This window comes from Streptomyces sp. NPDC107517 (assembly GCF_055582645.1).
Map to the genome: position 1 here is coordinate 16,762 of NZ_JBVJPM010000043.1, position 18,478 is coordinate 35,239.

Here is an 18,478-nt window from a genome sequence, read left to right on the forward strand (position 1 = left end):
GGCGCTCACTGCTCAGCACCCGCCTTTCGGTTCGTACTCCACAGCACTTCAGAATTCGCGAACCCAAGAGCTCTCTGCCGGTACTGGTCCACGACCGAGGTGGCGGTCGACTGCATGGTTCGCGAGCCGGGAGCTCCGGGCAGCAGCAGGTCGGACAGGTCGACGGTGCAGCTCACCGTCGCCGACACCGTGGCGACTTGTCCGATGGGCACGGACAGGCCCGCGGTGTTGATGCTCACGCTGCTGCTCGCGCACGTGATGCCCTGGTCGGCGAGGGACTCGGTGGCGGCGGCACGGGCGGCTTCCTGGGCGGCGGCGGCAGTGCGGTGAATGGAGGCCTCGCGGGCCGCGTCCTGCGCCGCGGCGTCGACCTTCGAGCCGGACATGACGAGCCGGCCGCCCGCGATGGCCAGGCACACAAAGACGAGCAGGGAGGGCAGGATGATGGCGGCCTCGATGGCCGCGCTGCCCCGGTCCAGTTGGGTCGAACGGATCCTGGAAATCAGCGGGTTCACGGTGTCTCCGGGGTCGTCCATCGCTCGACTGTTCCCGACGCGGACTGCGTGATGGGCAGGCCGGGCACGCCCGGCAGCATCGACTGGGCCGTCCCGGACACCTCGATACGCACACGCTGGGGGCCGCTGCCGGTGGTGGACACGCTGGACGACATCAGGCTGTCGCCCGCGGTGCGGTGAAGGACGTCGCGGGCTCGTGCCGCGCCTTCTTCGGGTCCCGCCTGGTAGGAGCGGGCCGCGCTGAGTCCCTCCCGGGCGGCGGTGAGCGCGATCTGGCGGGCGTAGTACCACATCGATGCCTGGATGACCGCGATGGTGAGGAGCAGGACGAAGGGGAAGACGATGGCCATCTGAATGCTGGTGTCGCCCCGGTCGTCCTGGAACCGTCGTCGCCTGTGCCACGAGGCTGTCAGCCGTGCCCGGGCAGGCATCAGATGCCGGCCAGTTTGCCGTTGTACTTGGAGATGACCAGGGCGATGGTCCCGGCGATCAGCAGAGCGCCGGTGATGGAGGCCACCCAGATGATGACGGTGGTGATGGAGATGTCGCCGCGGTCGGGGCGCTTGGCTGCCTCTTCCAGGCGGGCCTGCAGCCACTGGAGGCGGCCGGCGAGGCGGGAGTAGTGACGGGCGGTGTGCTTCACGGTGTTCACGCTCCAGAAAGGTGGAAGGGGTCGGCGATCGTGACCACGAGGGTGAGGGTCACCGCGATGGCGATGACGATGGCCCACACGACGAGGGCCTCGAGCGGGATGGAACCGCCCTGAGGCTGCTTGTCATTCACGGGGAGCTCTGTCCGGCGGGTCATGAGGAGAGCATGCGGATCACTGCGGGGAACGCCATCAGCAGCATCACCTGCACGGCGAGGAGCGCGCCGGGGGCGGTCATCTTCTCGCTGGCGGTGTTCGCCTCGGCGGCCTGCTCGGCCAGGAGTTCGGAGTTCAGGGCGGCGCTGCGGGCACGGAGCGCTGTGTAGACGGCGGCGCCGTCGGTGTCCGAGCCCCGCATGATGTCCGCGATGTCACCCAGGACGGGCAGGTCGTACTCGTCCTTGAGGTCGGTCAGGGCCTGCCAGGACGGGATCTTCTCCAGGCGGGCGCGCATCAGGGCGCCCTGGACGTAGACGAAGGGCCAGCCGCGGCCGACTTCAGCGGCCTTTTCCAGTGCGGTCGCGGTGCCGGCGTCGGCTTTCCTTTTGAGCGCGACCAGGTCGAGGTAGGCGGCCATGGCGTGGGCGAACTCTTCGCGGGCGCGTTTGGCCTGGTCGCGTACCGACAGGTCGGGGGTGATCCACAGCAGTGCGGCCGCGCCCAGGCCCACGGCGGCGGGGACGTAGAAGGGCACGGAGATCCCCGCCCAGATCCACGGCACACACGCCAGTACCGGGCACAGCAGTCCCAGCGCGGCGAGCAGCGTTTTGATCAGGAGGAAGCGGCCCGGGCCCTGGCCGAGCAGCGCCAGGTTCTGCGTCGGGATCCGCACGCCCGGCAGGCGTCCGATGCGTGCCAGCAGCCAGCGCCCCCACACTTCCTCACGGTCCAAGGCCGGCTCGGCGACAGCGAAACCGAACTGCTCGGTGCGCTGCAGCGCGGCGGCCAGGGCCGGCTGCGGGCGCAGCAGTTCACGCGTCAAAAGTGCGACGCCCGCACCGACGGCGCCGCCGGCCAGGACCATGGGTGTCAGGTTCATCGGAGCGCCGCCTTCTCGGGTTCGGGTGCCACAGATGCGGAGGGCAGGCGGACCGTGCTGGCGGGATCGACGGCCAAAAAGCGCGGGACGCGCCGGTAGTGGGCCAGATGCCGCATCAGGACGAGCGTGGCGATGAACCCGGCTGTCAGCAGCGCCAGCACCAGCTGTCCCAGCAGCGTCGCGTAGGGGGCGGTGTAGGAGGGCACGAAGAACCCGGCGACGATGACACCCACGGTGATGAGCGTCATCCAGCGCACCGTCGTGCGCGGTTTGGCCCGGTCGGCCTCGGTGTTGCGCTTCTTGGCGACCTCTTCACGCACGCTCGCGGCGAGCTCCTCGAGGGCCGCGGCCACACCGTCGCCGCGGGCGGCGGCCGCCAGGATGAGAGCGGCGACAATCTTGTCGGCCGTGACATCGTCCAGCTCATCGCCGAACGCGCGCAGCGCCTCTTCCGGCCGCCACCCCATCCGCAGTCGGTCGGACAGCGTCGTGACCTGCTCGGCGATCTCCTGTGGCGGCGCCTTCCGGCTGCTGATCATCGCCTGTTCCAGGCCCATGCCCAGCCTGAGCAGACCGGCCAGGCGCTGGGTCCACTCACTCAGTCCCTCCAGCTGCCCGATACGGACCTTCGTCGCCTGGTCCGGCGAGAGCAGCCACGGCACCCCGACCACCGCCACGCCGATCAGCCCACCGGCGACGAAGTTCCCACTGAGCAGCCAGATCCCCAGCCACAACACGCCAGCGGCCGCGGCCCGGGTGCGGCGCTGCATCCGCAGCTGGGTGGAGTCGGCCCCGGCGAATGTGGCCTGCCAGCGTCGCCAACCAGCGTGCCCCGGGGTCTTCTTGGGCGCTGTAGTGCCGACAATGCCGGCCGTGAGCGCGGCCAGCCCGCCCATCACCGTCATACCGCTCAGCACGGCCCACAGGAGCGTCACGTGCCGCTCACCACCTTCAGCGGCAGCGGCTGCTGCCAGGCACCGTAGGGGTGCAGCAGCAGCTCAGAGTCGAACCCGACCCGGCGCAGATCGTCAATGCACTCCGGATGCGTCCCCGTGGGCACACCCCGCTCCTCGCCGATCGCCTTCCCCGGGGCGAAGATCTCGTTGGTAGCGGGGCGGCCGGACTCGCCAACACCCGTGATCTCCACGATGTGGGACACGAACCGGTGCCGGCTCCCCCCGATCTTCGTCTCATCAATCATGGAGACGAAGACAACGAAATCCAGGCCGTTGGCGATCTGCCGGTAAGCGTTGTTCTCGGACAGGTTGCTCTGCGCGAGCGCATACAGCTCGGCGATCCGGTCGAAGACCACGTCGGGACGACGCGCGTGGATGGTGCACAGATTGCCGCCGGCACCGTTCGACATCGCCTGCAGCATCGCGACGACTTCGCAGCCGCGGACCTCGCCGACCACCATCCGCTCCAACGACATGCGCAGTGCGGGGTGCAGAAGGTCGAGGAGGGTGACCTCGCCGGCCCCGCGCCCGTTCGCGCCCGTCTCGCCGTTGGACTCGCGGGCCACCAGCGACAGGGCCTGAGTGTGGTAGCCGTTGGAGTGCGCGAACAACTCGTCCTCGCTCTGGATGGTGGCGAACCGCTCGTCGGGGTCGAACTCCTTCAGGAGCGCGCGCATCAGCGAGGTCTTACCCGCCTTCTGCTTCCCGGCGATGATCACGTTCTTCTCGGCCTTCACGCAGGCGCGGAGGAACTCGGCCAGGATCGGGTCGATGGCGCCCAGCTCGACCATGCCATCCAGGTTCACGTTCTTGACCCGGTGCCGGCGGATCACCGCATACGTCGTCGGGGACACCGCCGTGATCGCCTGCAACCGGGACCCGTCGGCCATGGACAGCGCGAGCAGCGGGTTCGCCGTGGAAATGGTCCGCTCGCTGTGCCCGGACTCGCGGGCCAGCTCACGCAGGAGCTCCAGGAGCTCCTCCTCCGAGTCGGCGATCGGACCGACCCGCCGGCGCTGCCCGTCTCCGTAGTCGAGCCACACGTCGGCGGGCCCGTTGATGAAGATGTCCTCCACCCGCGGATCGTCCAGGTAGGGCTGCAGGCGCCCGGCGCGGAACAGCAAGTCGTACACGGCACGACGCAACGCGTCGTCCTCAGCCGCGGTCGGGCTCACCCCGGTATGGGCGGCTTCGGCGCTCGACCACAGGGCCACCGCCTCGTTGATCCAGTCCAGGCAGCGCTGCTCCTCGCCGGCCCGATCGAGCGTCGGCTCGACCTTCAGGAGTTCCTCGCGACGCTTGGAGACCTGGGACTTGATGTGCTGGGCCACCTTGTAATTGACGGTGACCTGCGGCAGCTCGACGCCCAGGGCCGATGCGCTCGACGCGGAAGCAGGGGCAGGCACGGTGCCGTTCACCTGGGACTGCCAGCGCGACACAAGAGAATGTCCGCCCGGGCTCGCCGGGCGCACCGTCGGGTCGGCGTGGACCGGCTTACCCCGCATGCCCCACCGCCCCTCCCGACGGCCCGGCGTAACGCGGAGCCAGTCGCGCCCGGCGCATCGCGGCACGCTGCTCCAGGACCGTGCACGCCGAGCGAGCCGCCTTCATCAGCGGCGACTTGGTGAAGTTACGGGGCTGCTCCGCCCCGTCGGACAGGACCCTCGCCTCACGCGGAACGTAAGGCAGGGTCGCGACCACCGGGGCACGCAGCACCCGCTGGACCTCCCCAGCGGGATAAGGCCCCTCGTCGATCATCAACACCCCGACATTGCCGATCCGCTCCTCCAAGGCCTCGATGCGAACCTGCGCCGCCTGCAAAGACCGCACCGTGTTGCGCACCACGACGATCAGCGCATCCGCCCGCTGCGCCAGCACCGCAGACGGCCCGAACGCACCATTGCGGCCCAAGTCGACCAGCACGTCGTGACCGTCAACGGGCTGCTCGCCGATCCCCGTAAAAAGCCGCGACATCGCCTCCCACGCCGGTCCCAGCCCGGCCGCCTGAGCCGGATCCGTCACGCCGGGCAACACCAGACGGTTGTGCGGCGACGGCTTGCCCTCCTCGGCGCTGACATCGATGAGCTGACGCCAAAAAGCCTCGACCAGCTCGCCCTTGCGAGACGCCACCGACAGATTCCGCAGCCCGTAGCGGTCCCCGACGCTCCCCTGCAGCAACCCGTACAGGACGGCGCTGCCGTCCGGGTCGCACTCCGCGAGCACCATCCGGCGCCCCGGCTGCAGGGGCCAGGACAGCAGCAGCGCGAGCGCGCTCGTGGTCACCCCCGGCGCGCCGCTGCAGCCCGCCAGCGCGATCACGCTCATCAGCTGCCGCCCGGTGCATCGAGCACGAGCCGCACGTTGCCCGACGACACCCATGCAGCCAGCCGCGGACCGTCGGAGGCCGCCGTTGCGACGTCGACGACCACGACCCCGGTTCCCGGAGCGGCGGCGCCGGCCTTCACTACCCGGGCCGGAACCGACTCGGGTGTCGGCTCCTTCGTCCCGGTCGTCGTGTCCTCGCCCTGGGCGGGGACGTGCACCAGGCGCACCCTCTGCCCGGGGGCCAGGGCCGTGGCGGGGACCTGCTCGGGCTTGAGTCCGACGGGCACCAGCTGCTCGTTCGGCTTGATCACCTGGCGGGAAGTCACCTGCGACGGAGAAAGCAGCGAGCCGGGGCGCAGCTCCACCGCGGCCCGCTTGCCGACCACCGAATCCAGGTTGTTCGCGGTCACGGCCTTGACCGCCGGGTCCAAAGCGACAGAGGCCCGCCCCAGATCTGCCTCCGTGACCACCTCGCCCACCTGGACGTCGCGCGTCACGGTGACGACCTGAGTGCGATGACCGGCCTGCAGGACCAGCACCACAACTCCCGCTCCACCCGCGGCGATCAGCGCCAGCGACAGCGCAATCAGCCCCGGCCGGCGCCGACGGGCCGAGACCCGCGGCGGCGCTACCGGACCAGCGGGCTGCCCCGGCGCAGGGATGCCGCCCACGGGCACGGCACGCTCTTGTGTCTTGCTCACGTTCATCCCTTTCGAAAGGGGCTAGCCGACAACCTGCACTTCGCCCACAGCCACCCGTGCCTGGCTCTGCCGGACCTCGGTCAACTGGCCTGCCTCCCCGCCACCGCCCGCCACCTGCCAGTCGACAACCCACGTCGACGTCGCCGTCAGTCCGAACTTCCCGCCGGGGGCATCAGCTGACGTCTTCGTGTAGCGGTGCCCGCAGCTCGGCGAGTCCTTCATGCCGTAGGAGGCCTTGTACGGCGTTCCCGGACCAGCGCACGTCACCGTGCCGTCGTCGCCCAACCGCCACACGATGCGCTTCACCTTCGCGGTGGCCGTGACCGTCACCCCGCCGGCTGAGGCCGTCGCCGAGTTCGGGCCGAACGTGCTCGGCGACTGGTGCACCCACAGCCACACCGGCACGCCCACCGTGTACTTTCCGGCCGCCCGTGGACTGGCGATATCGGGACCGGACAGCCTCATCTTGTCCACGGCCATCTGCGCCACGACGGCCGGGTCGATGGCGTTGGCCCCTGGAGGGTTACCCGCCCAGAAAATGTCGAGTGCTGGTTGGGCGTTGGGACCCCCCAGGCAGACGCGGGTGTAGACGGCGCCATCGTCCGGCTTGTGCCCTTCCCATTTGGGGTCACCGGCAGGCGGTTGCGGCTCCATGCGCTGTGATTCACAGACCGGCTTCCCAGGCTTCGACGGCTTCCCAGAAGTGCCCCTCGGGGCGTCGTGGTGTGCACCGGGAGTCTTCGGCGAGCGAGCCGTCACACAGACGTCCTGGAAACCGCCTCGGCAATCCCCGACATCTCCGCCGCCAGGTCCTTCAGCGAGGGCTGGGGGAGCGACGAACACGAGGGAGGCGCAGGTAAGAGCCAGGACTAAGAGGAGGCTGCGGAGGTGCACGCGGTTGCCTTGGCCTCGTCGGATACCACGAACCACTTCGTCCCCCACTTCTCGAGCTTGACGTCGTTAATGTGCCGCTTGAGCGTGTTCTTCGGGGATGGCTGCACTTCGCCGGTCTTGCGGTTCATGACCTTCCAGTTGGACACGTCCAGGCAGTCCTTTATCGTCGCCTTGGGCGTCTTGGCGCTCAGCTCCAAGCTCATGACCTGAGGGCCCTTGCTGATCGGTGCCCCCTTGCCGACGTTGCCGGCGCTGCGAAGGCTCAGGAGGTCACCCATCACCTTTCCGTACGCCTCTGCAGTGGCGTATTTCCTGATGTCGGTGCCCTTGGCATCGGCCTTGGCGTAGGCCGCAGCCTGCTCCTCCCGGTAGTGGGAGTACACCTCGAGCAGATCCTTCTTCAAGGCAGCGTCTGGGTCCGTGGAGGCCGTAGCCGTTGGCGACTTCGTGGTCGGTGGTGTCGACGGCTTGGAACTCTGGCTTGCCCCGTCGTCGCTGCTGCATCCCGATACGGCAGCGAGTGCAGCTACCGCGAGAAAAAGAATGGGGATCCGGTTTCGATTCCAGCTGCGAACCTCGGAATGGCCCATCGGTCGTGCGGCGCCAGCCACTGTTCCTCCCCGTACGGCGTTCGGCGAATCGAGCTCCTGCTGCGGTCGCGCCGTGTGGGGCGACCTCGCGCGCAGCACGGTCGAGCTGCGGAGATTCGCTTCTGTAGTCGTGAGGTTACGCATATGCCAGCCAAACTCCCAGCAGAAAGGGGAAGTTACCGTTCACAACTCGGTACGTATCTGGTCACAAGGCAAACTCGAAGTCGACAAGTTGCTCTCTGCATAAGCGACTTCGCGCAATCCCTCATGCGCTGCCTGGTCAACGGAGGGGCTGCCATGTGGTGTTGTGCCGAGTGAAGAACATTTGGGCGGTTCTGCCGTCCTCGTTCTGGCCGGCGGGGTCGGTGCCGGCCCATACGAGGTGGACGCTGATGCGGTGGTTGGGTGCGGTCCGTGCGATGCCGGCCTGGATCCGGACGTCCCGGTAGGGGGCGCGCAGTTGTCGGTCGGAGAAGTACGCGGGCCACTGCTGGCGGCCCGCGCCGGTGGCTTCGGCCTTCCAGATGCGTGAGGCGAGCGCGACGAGGTGCTTCTCCTGAGCTCGGGGCAAGTCCGCGGGTGATGAGCTGTCCATGAGGCGTTGCACGGCGTGGTCTCCGGCCGGGCCGTCTCCCGCCACCGGGACCTCGACCGTGGTCGAGGACGGCGCGGCCGAGGCTCGCTCGGGCCGGCTGGTGGGGGAGGCGGGTGGGGAACTCGGATCCGGATGTGTCGTTGCGGGTGCCGCAGCACGAGCGGCCGACGGCTCCTCGTCGGGGGCGACAGGGACCAGGAGAAGGAAGCCGAGCAGAACGCAGACGGTGGCGCCCGCGAGCGGCTTGAGCGCCGAAGGGCTCGGTGCGGTAGTGGTGTTGGTGTTCATAGCAGCCGGGCACCCCCGGCGAATCCGTGATCCCAAATCGCCTCGGCGCGGACGGTGGTGCCGGGCCTGGCGGCGTTGATCATCTGGCCGTCTCCGAGGTAGATCCCGACGTGGTAGATCGTGGTGTCGCTGGTGGGGTCGTAGGCGAAGAAGACGAGGTCGCCCGGCTTGAGGGCGCCGACGCCGCGGCTGGCGGGGATGCGTTTGCCGTATTGGGACTGGGCGGCGGCGGTGCGCGGGAGGCTGATGCCGACCTTGGCGTAGGCGTAGGTGGTCAGGCCTGAGCAGTCGTAGCCGGTGATGCTCGCCCCCGATTTTCCGCTGGGGGAGCAGCAGGTGCCTGTGGTGGGGCCTTTCGGGCCGCCTCCGCCCCAGGAGTACGGGGTGCCCTGTTCGTCCAGGGCGCTGGTGATGACGGTGCGCGCGTTCCCGGTGGCGCCTGTGCCGATGCGGATGGTGCCGTTGCCGAGTTGGCTGTAGCGGTCGATCCAGGACAGGACGTCGGCGACGTAGGCGTCGGAGTGGTTGTACTGGAAGATTGCGGCTTTGAGCTGGGCGCGGTGGGTGAGGTTGCGTCCGTTGCCGCACAGGTAGACGGCGGCACCGAGCGCGGCGTCGTCCGCGTTGTGTGGGTTCTTGTCTCCGTCGCCGTTTCCGTCGCGGCCGCTGCCGGTCCATGTGGCGGGCATGAACTGGAAGGGGCCTTCGGCGCGGTTGTTGCCTTCGGGGTAGACGGTGGTGTTGCCTCCGACGCCGGAGCCGTCCAGGAGCGGGCCGAGGATGTGTGGGGTGATGTCGCCGTTGGCTTTGATGGTGCGGCCCTGGGCGTGGTTGGACTCGATCTTGGCGATGCCGGCGAGGATCGGCCAGCGCATGCCCTTGCACTTGGGTACCTGGCCGGGCAGTTGGGCTGCGGCCGACTGGTAGGCGGCGAGCATGCGCTGCGGGATGCCGGAGACCTTGCCCACACTCTCCATGGTCGGGGTGGCGGGCTCGCGGGCCGCGGCGAACACCACGAACAGGACCGGCACGGCCACCACGAGGGCGAGGAGGGCGCCGGCGCATCCGAGCTTCTTCACTGCTGCTCCTCCCGCCCGTTGGGTCGCCCGTGCATGTCGGTCCAGGTGCCTCTCCAGTCGTTCAGGCCGGCGCGTGTATCGGCGTTGAACTGGCTAGCGACGGTGCTGTAGTGGCGGCGCTGGCGGCCGAATTCCTGGGTGAGGTCGCTGGTGAGGACGCTCTTGGCCCGGCGTACTCGGGTCCAGGTGGCGGGCAGGCCGACGGTGGAGTGGAAGGCGACCTTGCTCGTGCCGACCAGGATCCGGCCGCCCCGGGTCCGTTTGAGGTGTTCCTCGAGGCGGGCTCCGACGGGGACGTAGCCCTGCTGGCCGCCGTTGATGAGTTTTCCGGTGTGGCCGTCCACGACCTTCGCGGGCAGTGGGCGTCCGTCCGGGCCCAGTCGTGGCAGTTGCCTCGGCGCACGGTGTGGGCCGATCAACGCGGTGTGGGCGCCGCGCAGACCCAGGGCGAGCGGGGCCAGGGCGCGGCGGCCTTCGGCGCGGGCCTCGGCGAGGAAGGCGCCCGGGTGTCCGACCATGCCCTCGGCGTCCCCCAGGGCGCGCAGGCCTGCGGCGAGTCCTGCGTGGCGGCCCATGAAGGACACGTGCGCCGGCGAGGCGCCGCTGCTCGAGTGGCCGTAGCCGACGGAGGACATGGCGGCCGCGGTGGCTGCGGCGTTCTCGCCCATCGTGTGGCTGCCGCCGATGCGGGCGTAGCGCATGCGGTCGGCGAATCGGCGCCCCAGGGCGTTGCCCTTGCGGAGCATGATGCGGTGTCCGGCCAGCGCGGTGATGGCGAGGGCGTCCAGGAGGAACAGGCGCTCCATCAGGGGGGTGTGGTTGTCGGTGAGCATGACGCGGGCAGCCAGGCCGAAGCCGGGGATGAACACGGCGACGCCGAAGAGGACGACTACGGCGGAGGCGTAGATGCCGCCCCATTTCCACAGCACGGCCCGGTTGGGGCCGGGCAGCATGGCCCAGGCGAAGACGAAGCAGCCGCAGGCGGCGGCGATGACGCAGCCGAACTGCGCGGCGATGAGCGCCAGGACCATCGCCATGATGACGACGGCGATGATGATGGCGGCGAGCAGCACGAGTAGGGCGCCGATGACGCGGTCCCAGGTGACGTGGTCCATGTAGGCGGCAGCCGTCTTGCCGTCGGGGCCGAGCTTGTTGAAGTCGTTCGCCGCGACGTCCTCGCCGCCGCGCGTGCAGTAGTCCTTACCCGGGCCAGGGATCATGTTGCACGGGTCGTCCTTGCCCGCGGGCGGCGGATCGATGAGCTTCTTGTGGACCTTGTACAGCGGACTGCCTTTGTCGATGCTCTGCCCGTACTCAAGGAGCATGTAGGGCTGCACGACGAGCGTGTCGGTGAGGGTGCGGGTGATCGGCTTGGAGACATCGGCGGCGGCCAGGGGGCGCTCACCGCTCAGGCAGGCGTCGCGTGCCGGCCCGGCGACTGCGTCACAGCTCGCCTCGCGCTTCTTACCCCGGGCTTTGGCGGCGTCTGCATCGCCTGCGGGGGTCTTGGCGGCCTCCTGGCGGCAGGTGTTCTGCGCGGGGCCGGTGATCAGGTCGCACGGGTCGTTGCCCTGGCGCGTCTCGCCGCCGTTGGCAGTGATGGAGGCGGCCTCCAGGGCGGCGCGCTGAGTCTGCTGGATCGGCCCGTCATAGCCGAGCAGCATGGCGGGGCGCACGAAGGCAGTCGCCGCGAGGGCGGCGATCAGCAGCGTGAGGAGGATTTCGCCGGCACCTCGGGCGACCCTGCCCCGCATGACCAGGACGAGGCCGAAGACGAACGCCCACGCCAGGAACAGCCCTGCCAACCCGAGCGGCCCGACGATGTTGTCCTGGTAGGCATCGGAAATCGTCTGCGCGGGGCCGGCGAGCTTGTCGAGGATCGGGAACCGGTACGCCCAGTCGATCAGCCAGCACGCGAACCCGGTGATGGTACGGGCGAGGGTGAAAATCCCGGACAGGCAGAACTGCAGGGCGGCGTCGATCGGCCCGTCACCGCCGCTGGTCAGTTCGTAGCGGTTGACCGGCACGCCCTCTGGCGTCTTCACGTTGAGCGGATCGAGCAGTCCTGCGCCGGACGGTGAGCCGTCGGCGGCGAACGAGGAGGCACTGCTCGCGGCGATCAGCAGCACGGTCAGGGCGGTGACGGTCCCCACGGTCGTCCACCGGCTGTGGCGGGCGCGGTTCATGACTGCCTGCTCCGGCGGTTCAGCAGGACGGCAAGGCCGAGCAGGGCGGGGGCGAGCAGGAGCGCACCCGCCCACCCGAACTCGCCGCCGGCGGGCGGGATGTGGGGATCGGAGCGCTGGCAGTACGCCTTGGCGGGACCCACGATCAGGTCGCACGGGTCACTCGCGGGGGCCGTGGCAGTCGAGGGTGTGGCGGGCACGATGTGCTCGGCGGCGAAGGCATGGCCGGTCTGCGGCCACCACGCGTCCAAAACGCCGGGTCCCCAGAGCACCGCCAGCACGGCGACGGTGAGCACCAGGACAGCGACCAGCGTCAGGGTGGCCCTGCGTACGGGGTGCGGGTGGGAAAAGGTGTCACTCATTCGCGTACTCCAAAGGACGGCGGAAGCGGACTAGGAGGCGGTCGGCGGGGTCCCGGATGACGTCTCACTGCGGGAGTGCGGGGCTGTGCCGTTACGGTCGGGCCGACCGCTCACCGCCCCGCTTGCCGCCGGCGTGGCTCAGCCGTCACAGGGCCATAACTCCTGCCTCAGGCAGGCGTGGTGAGTCAGCCCTGCTGCGCTTGGTCAGCGGGAACCACCGCGGTGAGCTGCTCCATGACCGGCGGTGCGCCGCCGGTGGCCGAGGCTCCGTGGCCCCTCTGGTCGGTGGGCGCGGTGGCCTCGGGGTTGGTGAAGATGTCCGCGAGGAGCCGCTCCACGCCGGGCACCAGGACCTTGAAGCGTCCGATCTGCATGCGCGGATCACGGCCGAGGATCTCGCCGGCGCGGGCCTTCTTGCCGAAGGGCGACAGGTCGGTGGTGACCATGCGCAGCAGGTCCTGGTCGTCGCCGGGAAGTCCGAGCCACTCCAGGCCGCGGGCGGCCAGGACCGGGTCGGAGGTACGGGAGATGAACCGGTAGGCGAGCAGCCCAAGGGTGGTGCTGGAGCCGAGCTCGCGAACGTCGTGGCAGCCCAGTCCGACGCCAGCGCCGTGCTTGCGGCCGTCATACACGATCTCGTCGACCAGGGCCTGGCCCTCGGCGGAGGAGGTCAGCCAGTACGCCTCGTCCAGGGGGATCAGGGTGAAGCGGGTGTCGGCGAACGCGACTTCGCGGCCGATGGCCGCGATCAGGTAGAGGACGGCGCGGCCGATGAGCGCCTCGAGCGGCTGGTTGCGCATCAGCTCGGGATGGGTGACGGCCTGTCTGGGCGGCAGGGTGAGTCCGGCGGTGGTGATGACGACGAAGTCGCTGGACATGCCGCAGGCGAGATCGAGGACGGGGAGTGCGGGGTCGAACACGGCGGCCGCGAGCGGCTCGTCGGCGGCGACCCGCAGCCACTCCACCAGCAAGGCAGCGTTGTGGGCCCTCGTTCCCTCACCTGTGGTCATCTCCTCCAGCGCGGCGAGGACCTCGGCCATGCAGGGCAACGATGCGGCGCAGGCCTGCGCGACGGCCCGCTTGAGCAGGGCGCCGTACTCGGTCATGGGGCCCACCCCCAGCTGGACCGTCAGGTAGCTGAGTGCGTAGCGCGCGCCCACGGCCGGGTCGGTGAACACGCGCAGGGGGTCGATGGACAGTTCGGCCTTGGCCGCGTCGACGACCTGGCAGCGCCCGGGGGCGGCGCTCTGAGCGAAGGCCGCCCATTCACGGTGCTTGGTGCGGTCGATCGCGATGACGCGCCCGCCGCGGTCGACGATCGAGGAGGCGATCATCTTGAGCAGGACGCTCTTGCCGCCGCCCAGGTCGCCGGCGATCCCGAAGGACGCGGACGCGTTCTGCAGCGGGGCGTTGGCGATGTCGAGGAGGGTGGGGGTGATCGTGCCGACGTCCTGGCTGAAGCCGATCATCGCGCCGGTCGGGTCGCCGAAACACTGGCCGGTGAACGCGCCGTGCATCGCCCAGTCCTCACCGAGCTGGTGCTGGGTGTACTGGCGGGTCGCGGGCGGTGTCGCCGTGGCGGGCAAGGTGAGGGTGAAGAGCTCTTCCTGGCCGCCGACCGGGCGCACCAGGCGGTAGTTGGCGCCGCGCAGCCGGGTCTGCAGGGCGCCGGCCCGCCGCTCGCACTCGGCCGGGCTCTCGCCCCACACGGTCATGACGGTGACCGACTGGACTTCGACCTCGACGCTGTTGCGGGCGGCCCGCGCACCGAGGTCGCCGAGGTCCTCGGCGGCGTCGTGCATGTCCTCGGGCAGGCCTGTCTCGCGCTGCGCGGCGTACTGCTCGGCCTGGTCGACCAGGTCTCGCTTCTTCTTCTTGATCTCTTCGGCGACCCTCTCGGTGGGCACGAGCTTCAGGTCACTCACCCAGTCGACGCCGAAAGGGAGACGGTCCAGCTCGGCAAGGAAGTCGCCGCCCGTGGACAGGAACTTACGCGGCATCTCCGCCAGCGCCAGGTGCGCCTGGTAGGAGCTGCCCGCCTCGGACTCGACCTGCAGCCAACGGCGCCCCACCCGCGGGCCCTTTCCCTTGCCGCGGGTTCCCCGGCTTCGGGCGGCCTTGCGCCCAGGCGCGGGCTCGTCGTCACTGCCGCCTTCCAGGATCCGCACCTGCCCCAGGTCGGCGTGCGAAGGGGCCCGCAGGACTCCGCTGACGAGGCGGCTGCCGCGCAACTCGGAACGCTCGGACTCGGCGAGCAGCGGCTCGTCCAGGCCGCGCGCGACGGCATGCTGATGCATCCACACGATCTCCGCCGGGCGGGCCGGGTGCAGCTCCAGGCCGCCGCCGAACTCCGCTGCCATCTGGCGGGCGCGCTGCTGGTAGTCGGCGACCTCGTGGGCGGGCACCGGTGCCGGGGGCAGGCCGAGCGTGGCCGACAGTTCGGCCCACGCCGCGGCGAACGCGGCGGACAGCTCAGCGCGTGCGCCGCTCGTCTCCAGCGGGACGGCCAGCCACAGGGTGCGCCGGTGCATCTCCACCGGTGCATCCAGGTCGTCGCCGGCCAGCAGGCGCAGCTGCGCGTCGGCGACCTCGGCCCAGTGCGGGTTCTTGACGTAGTCGACGCCAGCCACGGTGCGGGCCACGACCTCGCCCGGATCCACCCGGGCACACAGCCCGTAGATGCGGGCGGCGCCGGGCAGCGAGCGGACCAGCGAGGTGACGCGGTTCAGGAGTTCCTCGCGCATGCGCTCGCCCATGTAGCGCGAGCCCTCGGCCGGCACCGCCCAGATCGCCCAGACGGCACCGGAGGTGGACCACACCACGTTGTCGACGATGTGCCGGATCGCGAGCTTCATCCGCGGGCCTCCTGCCGCTCACGCAGCATCTGCTGCAAAGGCGTGGGGGCTGGGCGCGGGTCCGTCACATGCCGACGCGTCCCCGGGCGGCGATGCCCCCAGCGCAGCCGGGTCGACATGCCGTGTGCGCCACGGATGTTCTGGCCGCGCGGTGGCCCGGGCGCAAAGGACCGCGCGGGGTGCGCAGGCGGGGCCGCACCGGCCGGGAGGGAGACGGGCGCTGTGGTGTCCTCGATGAGGAAGCTGCCGTGCAGGCGGCTCACCTTGGGATCGCGTACGGTGCGCCCGCCGATCCGGCCGCTGTGCGGCTGGAGGGCGAATTGCACCCAGCCGTAGGTGGTCCAGAGCGGGGATCGTCCGCCGATGGAGGTGGCGCGCGCCGCCCAGACAGCGAAGCCCAGGGCGACCACCGGTACGGGTCCCAGCGGCGACCAGAGGGTGAACGTCTTGATCAGCAGGAAGGTCCCAGCGGCGGCAATGGCCAGCTGGGCCGGGGTGTAGGGCCCCAGCGGCAGGGCGAAGTCACCGATCTTGCCCAGTACCCAGGGGTGCCGACGGGCGCGCGTGTAGGTGCGGCCGACGCGAAGCGAGGCAGGGGTGGTCATACGCGCTCACCGCCCGCGCCCGGCACAGTCGTCGTCGCCTTGTGCGAGCCGGGGCCGGGATCGAGCGGAGCCTCAACAGGCACCGGGGCGCCGTTGTTGAGCAGTTCGTTCTTGAAGTAGTCGGCCAGGTCGCCGCGCGCGGAGTAGATGCCGAGGCAGATGACCAGACCGAGCAGCCCGCCGATGCCGGCCTTCAGACTGAACTTTTGGATGACCTTGGTGACGACGATCCCGATGAGAGACAGCTTCAGCGTCTTCTCCGCCCAGCCGCTGCCCAGGCCCAGGAGGTGGTCGCCCATGTCCTTGAACTCGGCGGCCATGACGAGGGAGTGCAGGGTGCTCATCGCGTGATCCCCCCAACCGCATCGGTGCCCTGACCCGAAGCGACCGTCTGCAGCCGCGTGACCCTGCCCTTCAGCGCAGCGTCCGTGTGGCTGCTCGCTGTCTTCGCCTTTCCTGACTTGTCCTCAAGGCCGGACTGCAGCGCGGTGACTTCCCACCGGCCGGCGCGCGCTGTGAAGGCGAGTGCGTACGACAGCGGCCACTGGCCGCCCGCCGCGTCCGTCGCGGTGACCTGTGCCTGCACGCGTACGACGGAGCCGTCCTGGCCCGGCTTTCCGTCCGTGGCCTGGACGGCCCGCAGTGCGTCGATCTGGACCGAGGCGAACGACGACTCGGCAAGCGCGGGAAGCGTGATGCTGGGAGCGAGGTAGCGCTCGGCGCCGCCTTCGGCCCCGAGGTAGGCAGTCAGGAACTCGGACACGGTCGATGCGAGGGCCGAGCCGTCCGGGACCTCGCGCTCGTAGGGGGTAGCGCTCTGGGCGATCACGCTGGGTGCGGCGACCTCCATCGGCGCGGCCGGGACGGCGAAGGCCGGTGTGGTGCCCGCGCCCTTGGCCACCACCGGCAGCGCGAAGTACCGCACGCTCGGCGCTGCGGCGGATCGGTCACGGGCCGGCTCCTTGAATGTGACGGCGAGCGTGACCGACCACGCGTCCGGTGCCTGGCGGGCGGTGCGCACTGTGGCCAGCTGGGCGACGGCCGGGCTCTTCTCGCCCCAGGTCGGCATCGGCATGGAGGGAGCCATCGCGTGCAACTCGTCAGCGGTCGTCCCGTCCTCACTGCCGCCGCGCAGCCACAGGCCGAGGAACAGTTCGGCGTATCCGGCTGGGGTGACTGACGGGGTGCGCAGTTCGGCAGTCCGCGTGACCGGTGCCGGGGTGTTGCGCACCGCGGTGTCCGGTCGTGCGCAGCTGGAGACCAATGCGAGCGGACCGGCGGCCACCGCGAGCCACACCGCGGTGCGCATCACGGCCGCCCGGCGCACCGGCAGTGACCGGGGACGTGGCGGCGAGGCCGCCGAGGGCTGATTCTTCGTGGGGCCGCGCCGGTTACGGCGCAGGGAAGCGGACATCGACGGCTCCTGCAGAAGGGGATTGAGGCTGTGCCATCACTCTTCGCCCGCCCTCTCACCGCCCCGCTTCCCAACACCGGCCTGACGCCGTCACGAGGCCATAACTCCTCGCTGGTGAGCGGCCGGGGGCCTGGTGGTAAGCGAGGTGGTAAGTGGGCCAGGCCGTGGTGAGTGGCGGCGACCTGGCACTCACCACGGCGCAACAGCGCGCACTGGGCTGCGGAGCAGCGGATGGGCAAAGCGCGGCGCAGCCCGATCAGAGTGGTCTGTGGACTGGGCGCTAGGAGCGTGGAGAGGTCCGCAGGGAGAGCCCTGTCCCATTCGGTGAGCGGCGGGAAATCGGTCACGCCGGGCCGTGACCGAACCGCCTGGATCCGGTCGTGACCGGTGACCGATTCCATGAAATCGGTCACCGCCTCGCCCCGGAAATCGGTCACGCGCCGCCGCCTAGAAATCGGTCACGCCCACCGGCCTGGCAAACGCCGTGGGGCCCGTTGACCGAATCGGTCAACGGGCCCCACGAGTGAGGGTTGGTCAGCTCTTGACCGACCTCAGATGCGAGCGGCCGGCTGTGTGCTGCAGCTCCTCACGAAGCGACTTCGCCTCCCTGAGGCGACGCTGTCCCGTGCTCGGCGACGTCCCCATACGGCGGCCGACCTCGGCACCGGACAACTTCTTCTTCCGGGACTCGAACTCTTCAATCCAGCCGATGATGGTCAGCAGCTCCTGCTGCTGTTCATCCTCCTGGTCCTGCGGCTGCGGCGCGCGCGCCGTCGCCTCGCCCGTGTCCGTGACGGTCGAGTCCCAGTCGCCGGCCTGAGCGGGCATCGCCGAGTCGGTGGTGACCACAGGCTCCGGAGCATCCGTGAGTACCCCGTGCGCCTGCGCCGGGACGGCTGCGGTGACCGGGGTCGAGGTCGGTGGAAGCGTGACCGGTTCGGTCACGTGCGCTGGCTCGGCAAAGGCGGACCGGTCACCACCCATGGTGCCCGGGACCGGCTGTACGTGACCGGTCTGCGCCTCGGTCAGCTCCTCACCGGGACGCGACTCAGGTTCGGTCAACTCGGCCAGGTCCCAGGGCTCATCGAACTCCTCGAACGATGGTGGCTCCACGACGGCGGGCTGCAGCTGCTCCTCGTCGACGCGCTCGCCCCGGACGTCCACGGGGTCGTAGTCGCCGTGGTACTCCGCCTCCGCCGGCCGGGGGGCGAACCATGCGCTCGGTGTCTCGACCGGTTCGGCGGCGACCTGAACGGCTTCGGGGTGTGGAACGGCTTGCGCCTCCAGCTCGGCGACGGCGCTCGGCGCGCCGGACATCAGGAGTTGCGCCTCGATGCCGGCGGCGGCCAGGCCCGAGGGGGCGGTCTCCGCGAGCGGGACGCCGTAGCGCGCCAGGCGCAGCGGCATCAGGGACTCGACGGGGGC

Annotated in this window: 19 protein-coding genes and 1 pseudogene; all 20 read right to left on the minus strand. The window is 70.1% G+C overall.

Translation table 11 applies throughout. The features are described from left to right. Positions 1-5: 5 nt before the first annotated feature. Positions 6-536 (minus strand): TadE family protein, encoded by a 531-nt coding sequence (locus ACZ67T_RS42420; RefSeq protein ID WP_469991932.1) that lies wholly within the window; start codon positions 534-536, stop codon positions 6-8. Then, entirely contained in the window at positions 512-946 is a 435-nt protein-coding gene (locus ACZ67T_RS42425) for a TadE family protein (RefSeq protein WP_469991934.1), read from the minus strand. Before ACZ67T_RS42425 ends, ACZ67T_RS42420 begins: the two co-directional genes overlap by 25 nt. Continuing rightward, the gene (locus ACZ67T_RS42430; RefSeq protein ID WP_469991959.1) at positions 946-1,158 is read right to left on the minus strand and encodes a hypothetical protein; all 213 of its coding nucleotides are present in this window, start codon (positions 1,156-1,158) and stop codon (positions 946-948) included. The genes ACZ67T_RS42425 and ACZ67T_RS42430 overlap by 1 nt, the downstream gene beginning before the upstream one ends. 5 nt (positions 1,159-1,163) lie before the next feature. Continuing rightward, the gene (locus ACZ67T_RS42435) at positions 1,164-1,322 is read right to left on the minus strand and encodes a hypothetical protein (protein WP_469991936.1); all 159 of its coding nucleotides are present in this window, start codon (positions 1,320-1,322) and stop codon (positions 1,164-1,166) included. After that, the gene (locus ACZ67T_RS42440) at positions 1,319-2,203 is read right to left on the minus strand and encodes a hypothetical protein (RefSeq protein WP_469991938.1); all 885 of its coding nucleotides are present in this window, start codon (positions 2,201-2,203) and stop codon (positions 1,319-1,321) included. The genes ACZ67T_RS42435 and ACZ67T_RS42440 overlap by 4 nt, the downstream gene beginning before the upstream one ends. Next, positions 2,200-3,138, minus strand: a complete 939-nt coding sequence (locus ACZ67T_RS42445; RefSeq protein WP_469991939.1) for a type II secretion system F family protein — start codon at positions 3,136-3,138, stop codon at positions 2,200-2,202. Before ACZ67T_RS42445 ends, ACZ67T_RS42440 begins: the two co-directional genes overlap by 4 nt. After that, positions 3,135-4,664, minus strand: coding sequence for a CpaF family protein (locus ACZ67T_RS42450; protein ID WP_469991940.1), 1,530 nt, complete (start codon positions 4,662-4,664; stop codon positions 3,135-3,137). The genes ACZ67T_RS42445 and ACZ67T_RS42450 overlap by 4 nt, the downstream gene beginning before the upstream one ends. Then, a complete protein-coding gene (locus ACZ67T_RS42455; protein WP_469991942.1) occupies positions 4,654-5,484 on the minus strand; it encodes a hypothetical protein in 831 nt (276 codons plus the stop codon). The genes ACZ67T_RS42450 and ACZ67T_RS42455 overlap by 11 nt, the downstream gene beginning before the upstream one ends. After that, entirely contained in the window at positions 5,484-6,185 is a 702-nt protein-coding gene (locus ACZ67T_RS42460; RefSeq protein ID WP_469991960.1) for an SAF domain-containing protein, read from the minus strand. The genes ACZ67T_RS42455 and ACZ67T_RS42460 overlap by 1 nt, the downstream gene beginning before the upstream one ends. 21 nt (positions 6,186-6,206) lie before the next feature. Continuing rightward, entirely contained in the window at positions 6,207-6,839 is a 633-nt protein-coding gene (locus ACZ67T_RS42465) for an ATP/GTP-binding protein (RefSeq protein ID WP_469991943.1), read from the minus strand. A 215-nt stretch (positions 6,840-7,054) separates the two neighbouring features. Continuing rightward, positions 7,055-7,483, minus strand: coding sequence for a hypothetical protein (locus tag ACZ67T_RS42470; protein WP_469991944.1), 429 nt, complete (start codon positions 7,481-7,483; stop codon positions 7,055-7,057). A 466-nt stretch (positions 7,484-7,949) separates the two neighbouring features. Then, a complete protein-coding gene (locus ACZ67T_RS42475) occupies positions 7,950-8,552 on the minus strand; it encodes a hypothetical protein (RefSeq protein WP_469991946.1) in 603 nt (200 codons plus the stop codon). Continuing rightward, positions 8,549-9,631, minus strand: coding sequence for a C40 family peptidase (locus ACZ67T_RS42480; RefSeq protein ID WP_469991947.1), 1,083 nt, complete (start codon positions 9,629-9,631; stop codon positions 8,549-8,551). The genes ACZ67T_RS42475 and ACZ67T_RS42480 overlap by 4 nt, the downstream gene beginning before the upstream one ends. Beyond that, positions 9,628-11,817 carry a hypothetical protein gene (locus tag ACZ67T_RS42485; protein WP_469991949.1) on the minus strand — a complete coding sequence of 730 codons (2,190 nt, stop codon included), beginning with the start codon at positions 11,815-11,817 and terminating at the stop codon, positions 9,628-9,630. Before ACZ67T_RS42485 ends, ACZ67T_RS42480 begins: the two co-directional genes overlap by 4 nt. Then, positions 11,814-12,179 (minus strand): hypothetical protein, encoded by a 366-nt coding sequence (locus ACZ67T_RS42490; RefSeq protein WP_469991950.1) that lies wholly within the window; start codon positions 12,177-12,179, stop codon positions 11,814-11,816. The genes ACZ67T_RS42485 and ACZ67T_RS42490 overlap by 4 nt, the downstream gene beginning before the upstream one ends. Before the next feature lie 185 nt (positions 12,180-12,364). After that, positions 12,365-15,034 (minus strand): ATP-binding protein, encoded by a 2,670-nt coding sequence (locus ACZ67T_RS42495; RefSeq protein WP_469991952.1) that lies wholly within the window; start codon positions 15,032-15,034, stop codon positions 12,365-12,367. After that, positions 15,031-15,639 (minus strand): hypothetical protein, encoded by a 609-nt coding sequence (locus tag ACZ67T_RS42500; RefSeq protein WP_469991953.1) that lies wholly within the window; start codon positions 15,637-15,639, stop codon positions 15,031-15,033. Before ACZ67T_RS42500 ends, ACZ67T_RS42495 begins: the two co-directional genes overlap by 4 nt. Next, positions 15,636-15,983 (minus strand): hypothetical protein, encoded by a 348-nt coding sequence (locus ACZ67T_RS42505; protein ID WP_469991955.1) that lies wholly within the window; start codon positions 15,981-15,983, stop codon positions 15,636-15,638. The genes ACZ67T_RS42500 and ACZ67T_RS42505 overlap by 4 nt, the downstream gene beginning before the upstream one ends. After that, a complete protein-coding gene (locus tag ACZ67T_RS42510) occupies positions 15,980-17,053 on the minus strand; it encodes a conjugal transfer protein (RefSeq protein WP_469991957.1) in 1,074 nt (357 codons plus the stop codon). Before ACZ67T_RS42510 ends, ACZ67T_RS42505 begins: the two co-directional genes overlap by 4 nt. A 534-nt stretch (positions 17,054-17,587) precedes the next feature. Beyond that, positions 17,588-18,478 (minus strand): annotated as a pseudogene (locus ACZ67T_RS42515) (hypothetical protein); the annotation flags it as partial.

What these genes read in the sequence shown, in the direction of transcription:
- ACZ67T_RS42450 (WP_469991940.1), bottom strand. Translation starts at nt 4,664, where the DNA reads ATGCGGGGTAAGCCGGTCCACGCCGACCCGACGGTGCGCCCGGCGAGC.
- ACZ67T_RS42440 (WP_469991938.1), bottom strand. Translation starts at nt 2,203, where the DNA reads ATGAACCTGACACCCATGGTCCTGGCCGGCGGCGCCGTCGGTGCGGGC.
- ACZ67T_RS42510 (WP_469991957.1), bottom strand. Translation starts at nt 17,053, where the DNA reads ATGTCCGCTTCCCTGCGCCGTAACCGGCGCGGCCCCACGAAGAATCAG.
- ACZ67T_RS42420 (WP_469991932.1), bottom strand. Translation starts at nt 536, where the DNA reads ATGGACGACCCCGGAGACACCGTGAACCCGCTGATTTCCAGGATCCGT.
- ACZ67T_RS42475 (WP_469991946.1), bottom strand. Translation starts at nt 8,552, where the DNA reads ATGAACACCAACACCACTACCGCACCGAGCCCTTCGGCGCTCAAGCCG.
- ACZ67T_RS42500 (WP_469991953.1), bottom strand. Translation starts at nt 15,639, where the DNA reads ATGACCACCCCTGCCTCGCTTCGCGTCGGCCGCACCTACACGCGCGCC.
- ACZ67T_RS42495 (WP_469991952.1), bottom strand. Translation starts at nt 15,034, where the DNA reads ATGAAGCTCGCGATCCGGCACATCGTCGACAACGTGGTGTGGTCCACC.
- ACZ67T_RS42490 (WP_469991950.1), bottom strand. Translation starts at nt 12,179, where the DNA reads ATGAGTGACACCTTTTCCCACCCGCACCCCGTACGCAGGGCCACCCTG.
- ACZ67T_RS42485 (WP_469991949.1), bottom strand. Translation starts at nt 11,817, where the DNA reads ATGAACCGCGCCCGCCACAGCCGGTGGACGACCGTGGGGACCGTCACC.
- ACZ67T_RS42505 (WP_469991955.1), bottom strand. Translation starts at nt 15,983, where the DNA reads ATGAGCACCCTGCACTCCCTCGTCATGGCCGCCGAGTTCAAGGACATG.
- ACZ67T_RS42465 (WP_469991943.1), bottom strand. Translation starts at nt 6,839, where the DNA reads ATGGAGCCGCAACCGCCTGCCGGTGACCCCAAATGGGAAGGGCACAAG.
- ACZ67T_RS42455 (WP_469991942.1), bottom strand. Translation starts at nt 5,484, where the DNA reads ATGAGCGTGATCGCGCTGGCGGGCTGCAGCGGCGCGCCGGGGGTGACC.
- ACZ67T_RS42425 (WP_469991934.1), bottom strand. Translation starts at nt 946, where the DNA reads ATGCCTGCCCGGGCACGGCTGACAGCCTCGTGGCACAGGCGACGACGG.
- ACZ67T_RS42435 (WP_469991936.1), bottom strand. Translation starts at nt 1,322, where the DNA reads ATGACCCGCCGGACAGAGCTCCCCGTGAATGACAAGCAGCCTCAGGGC.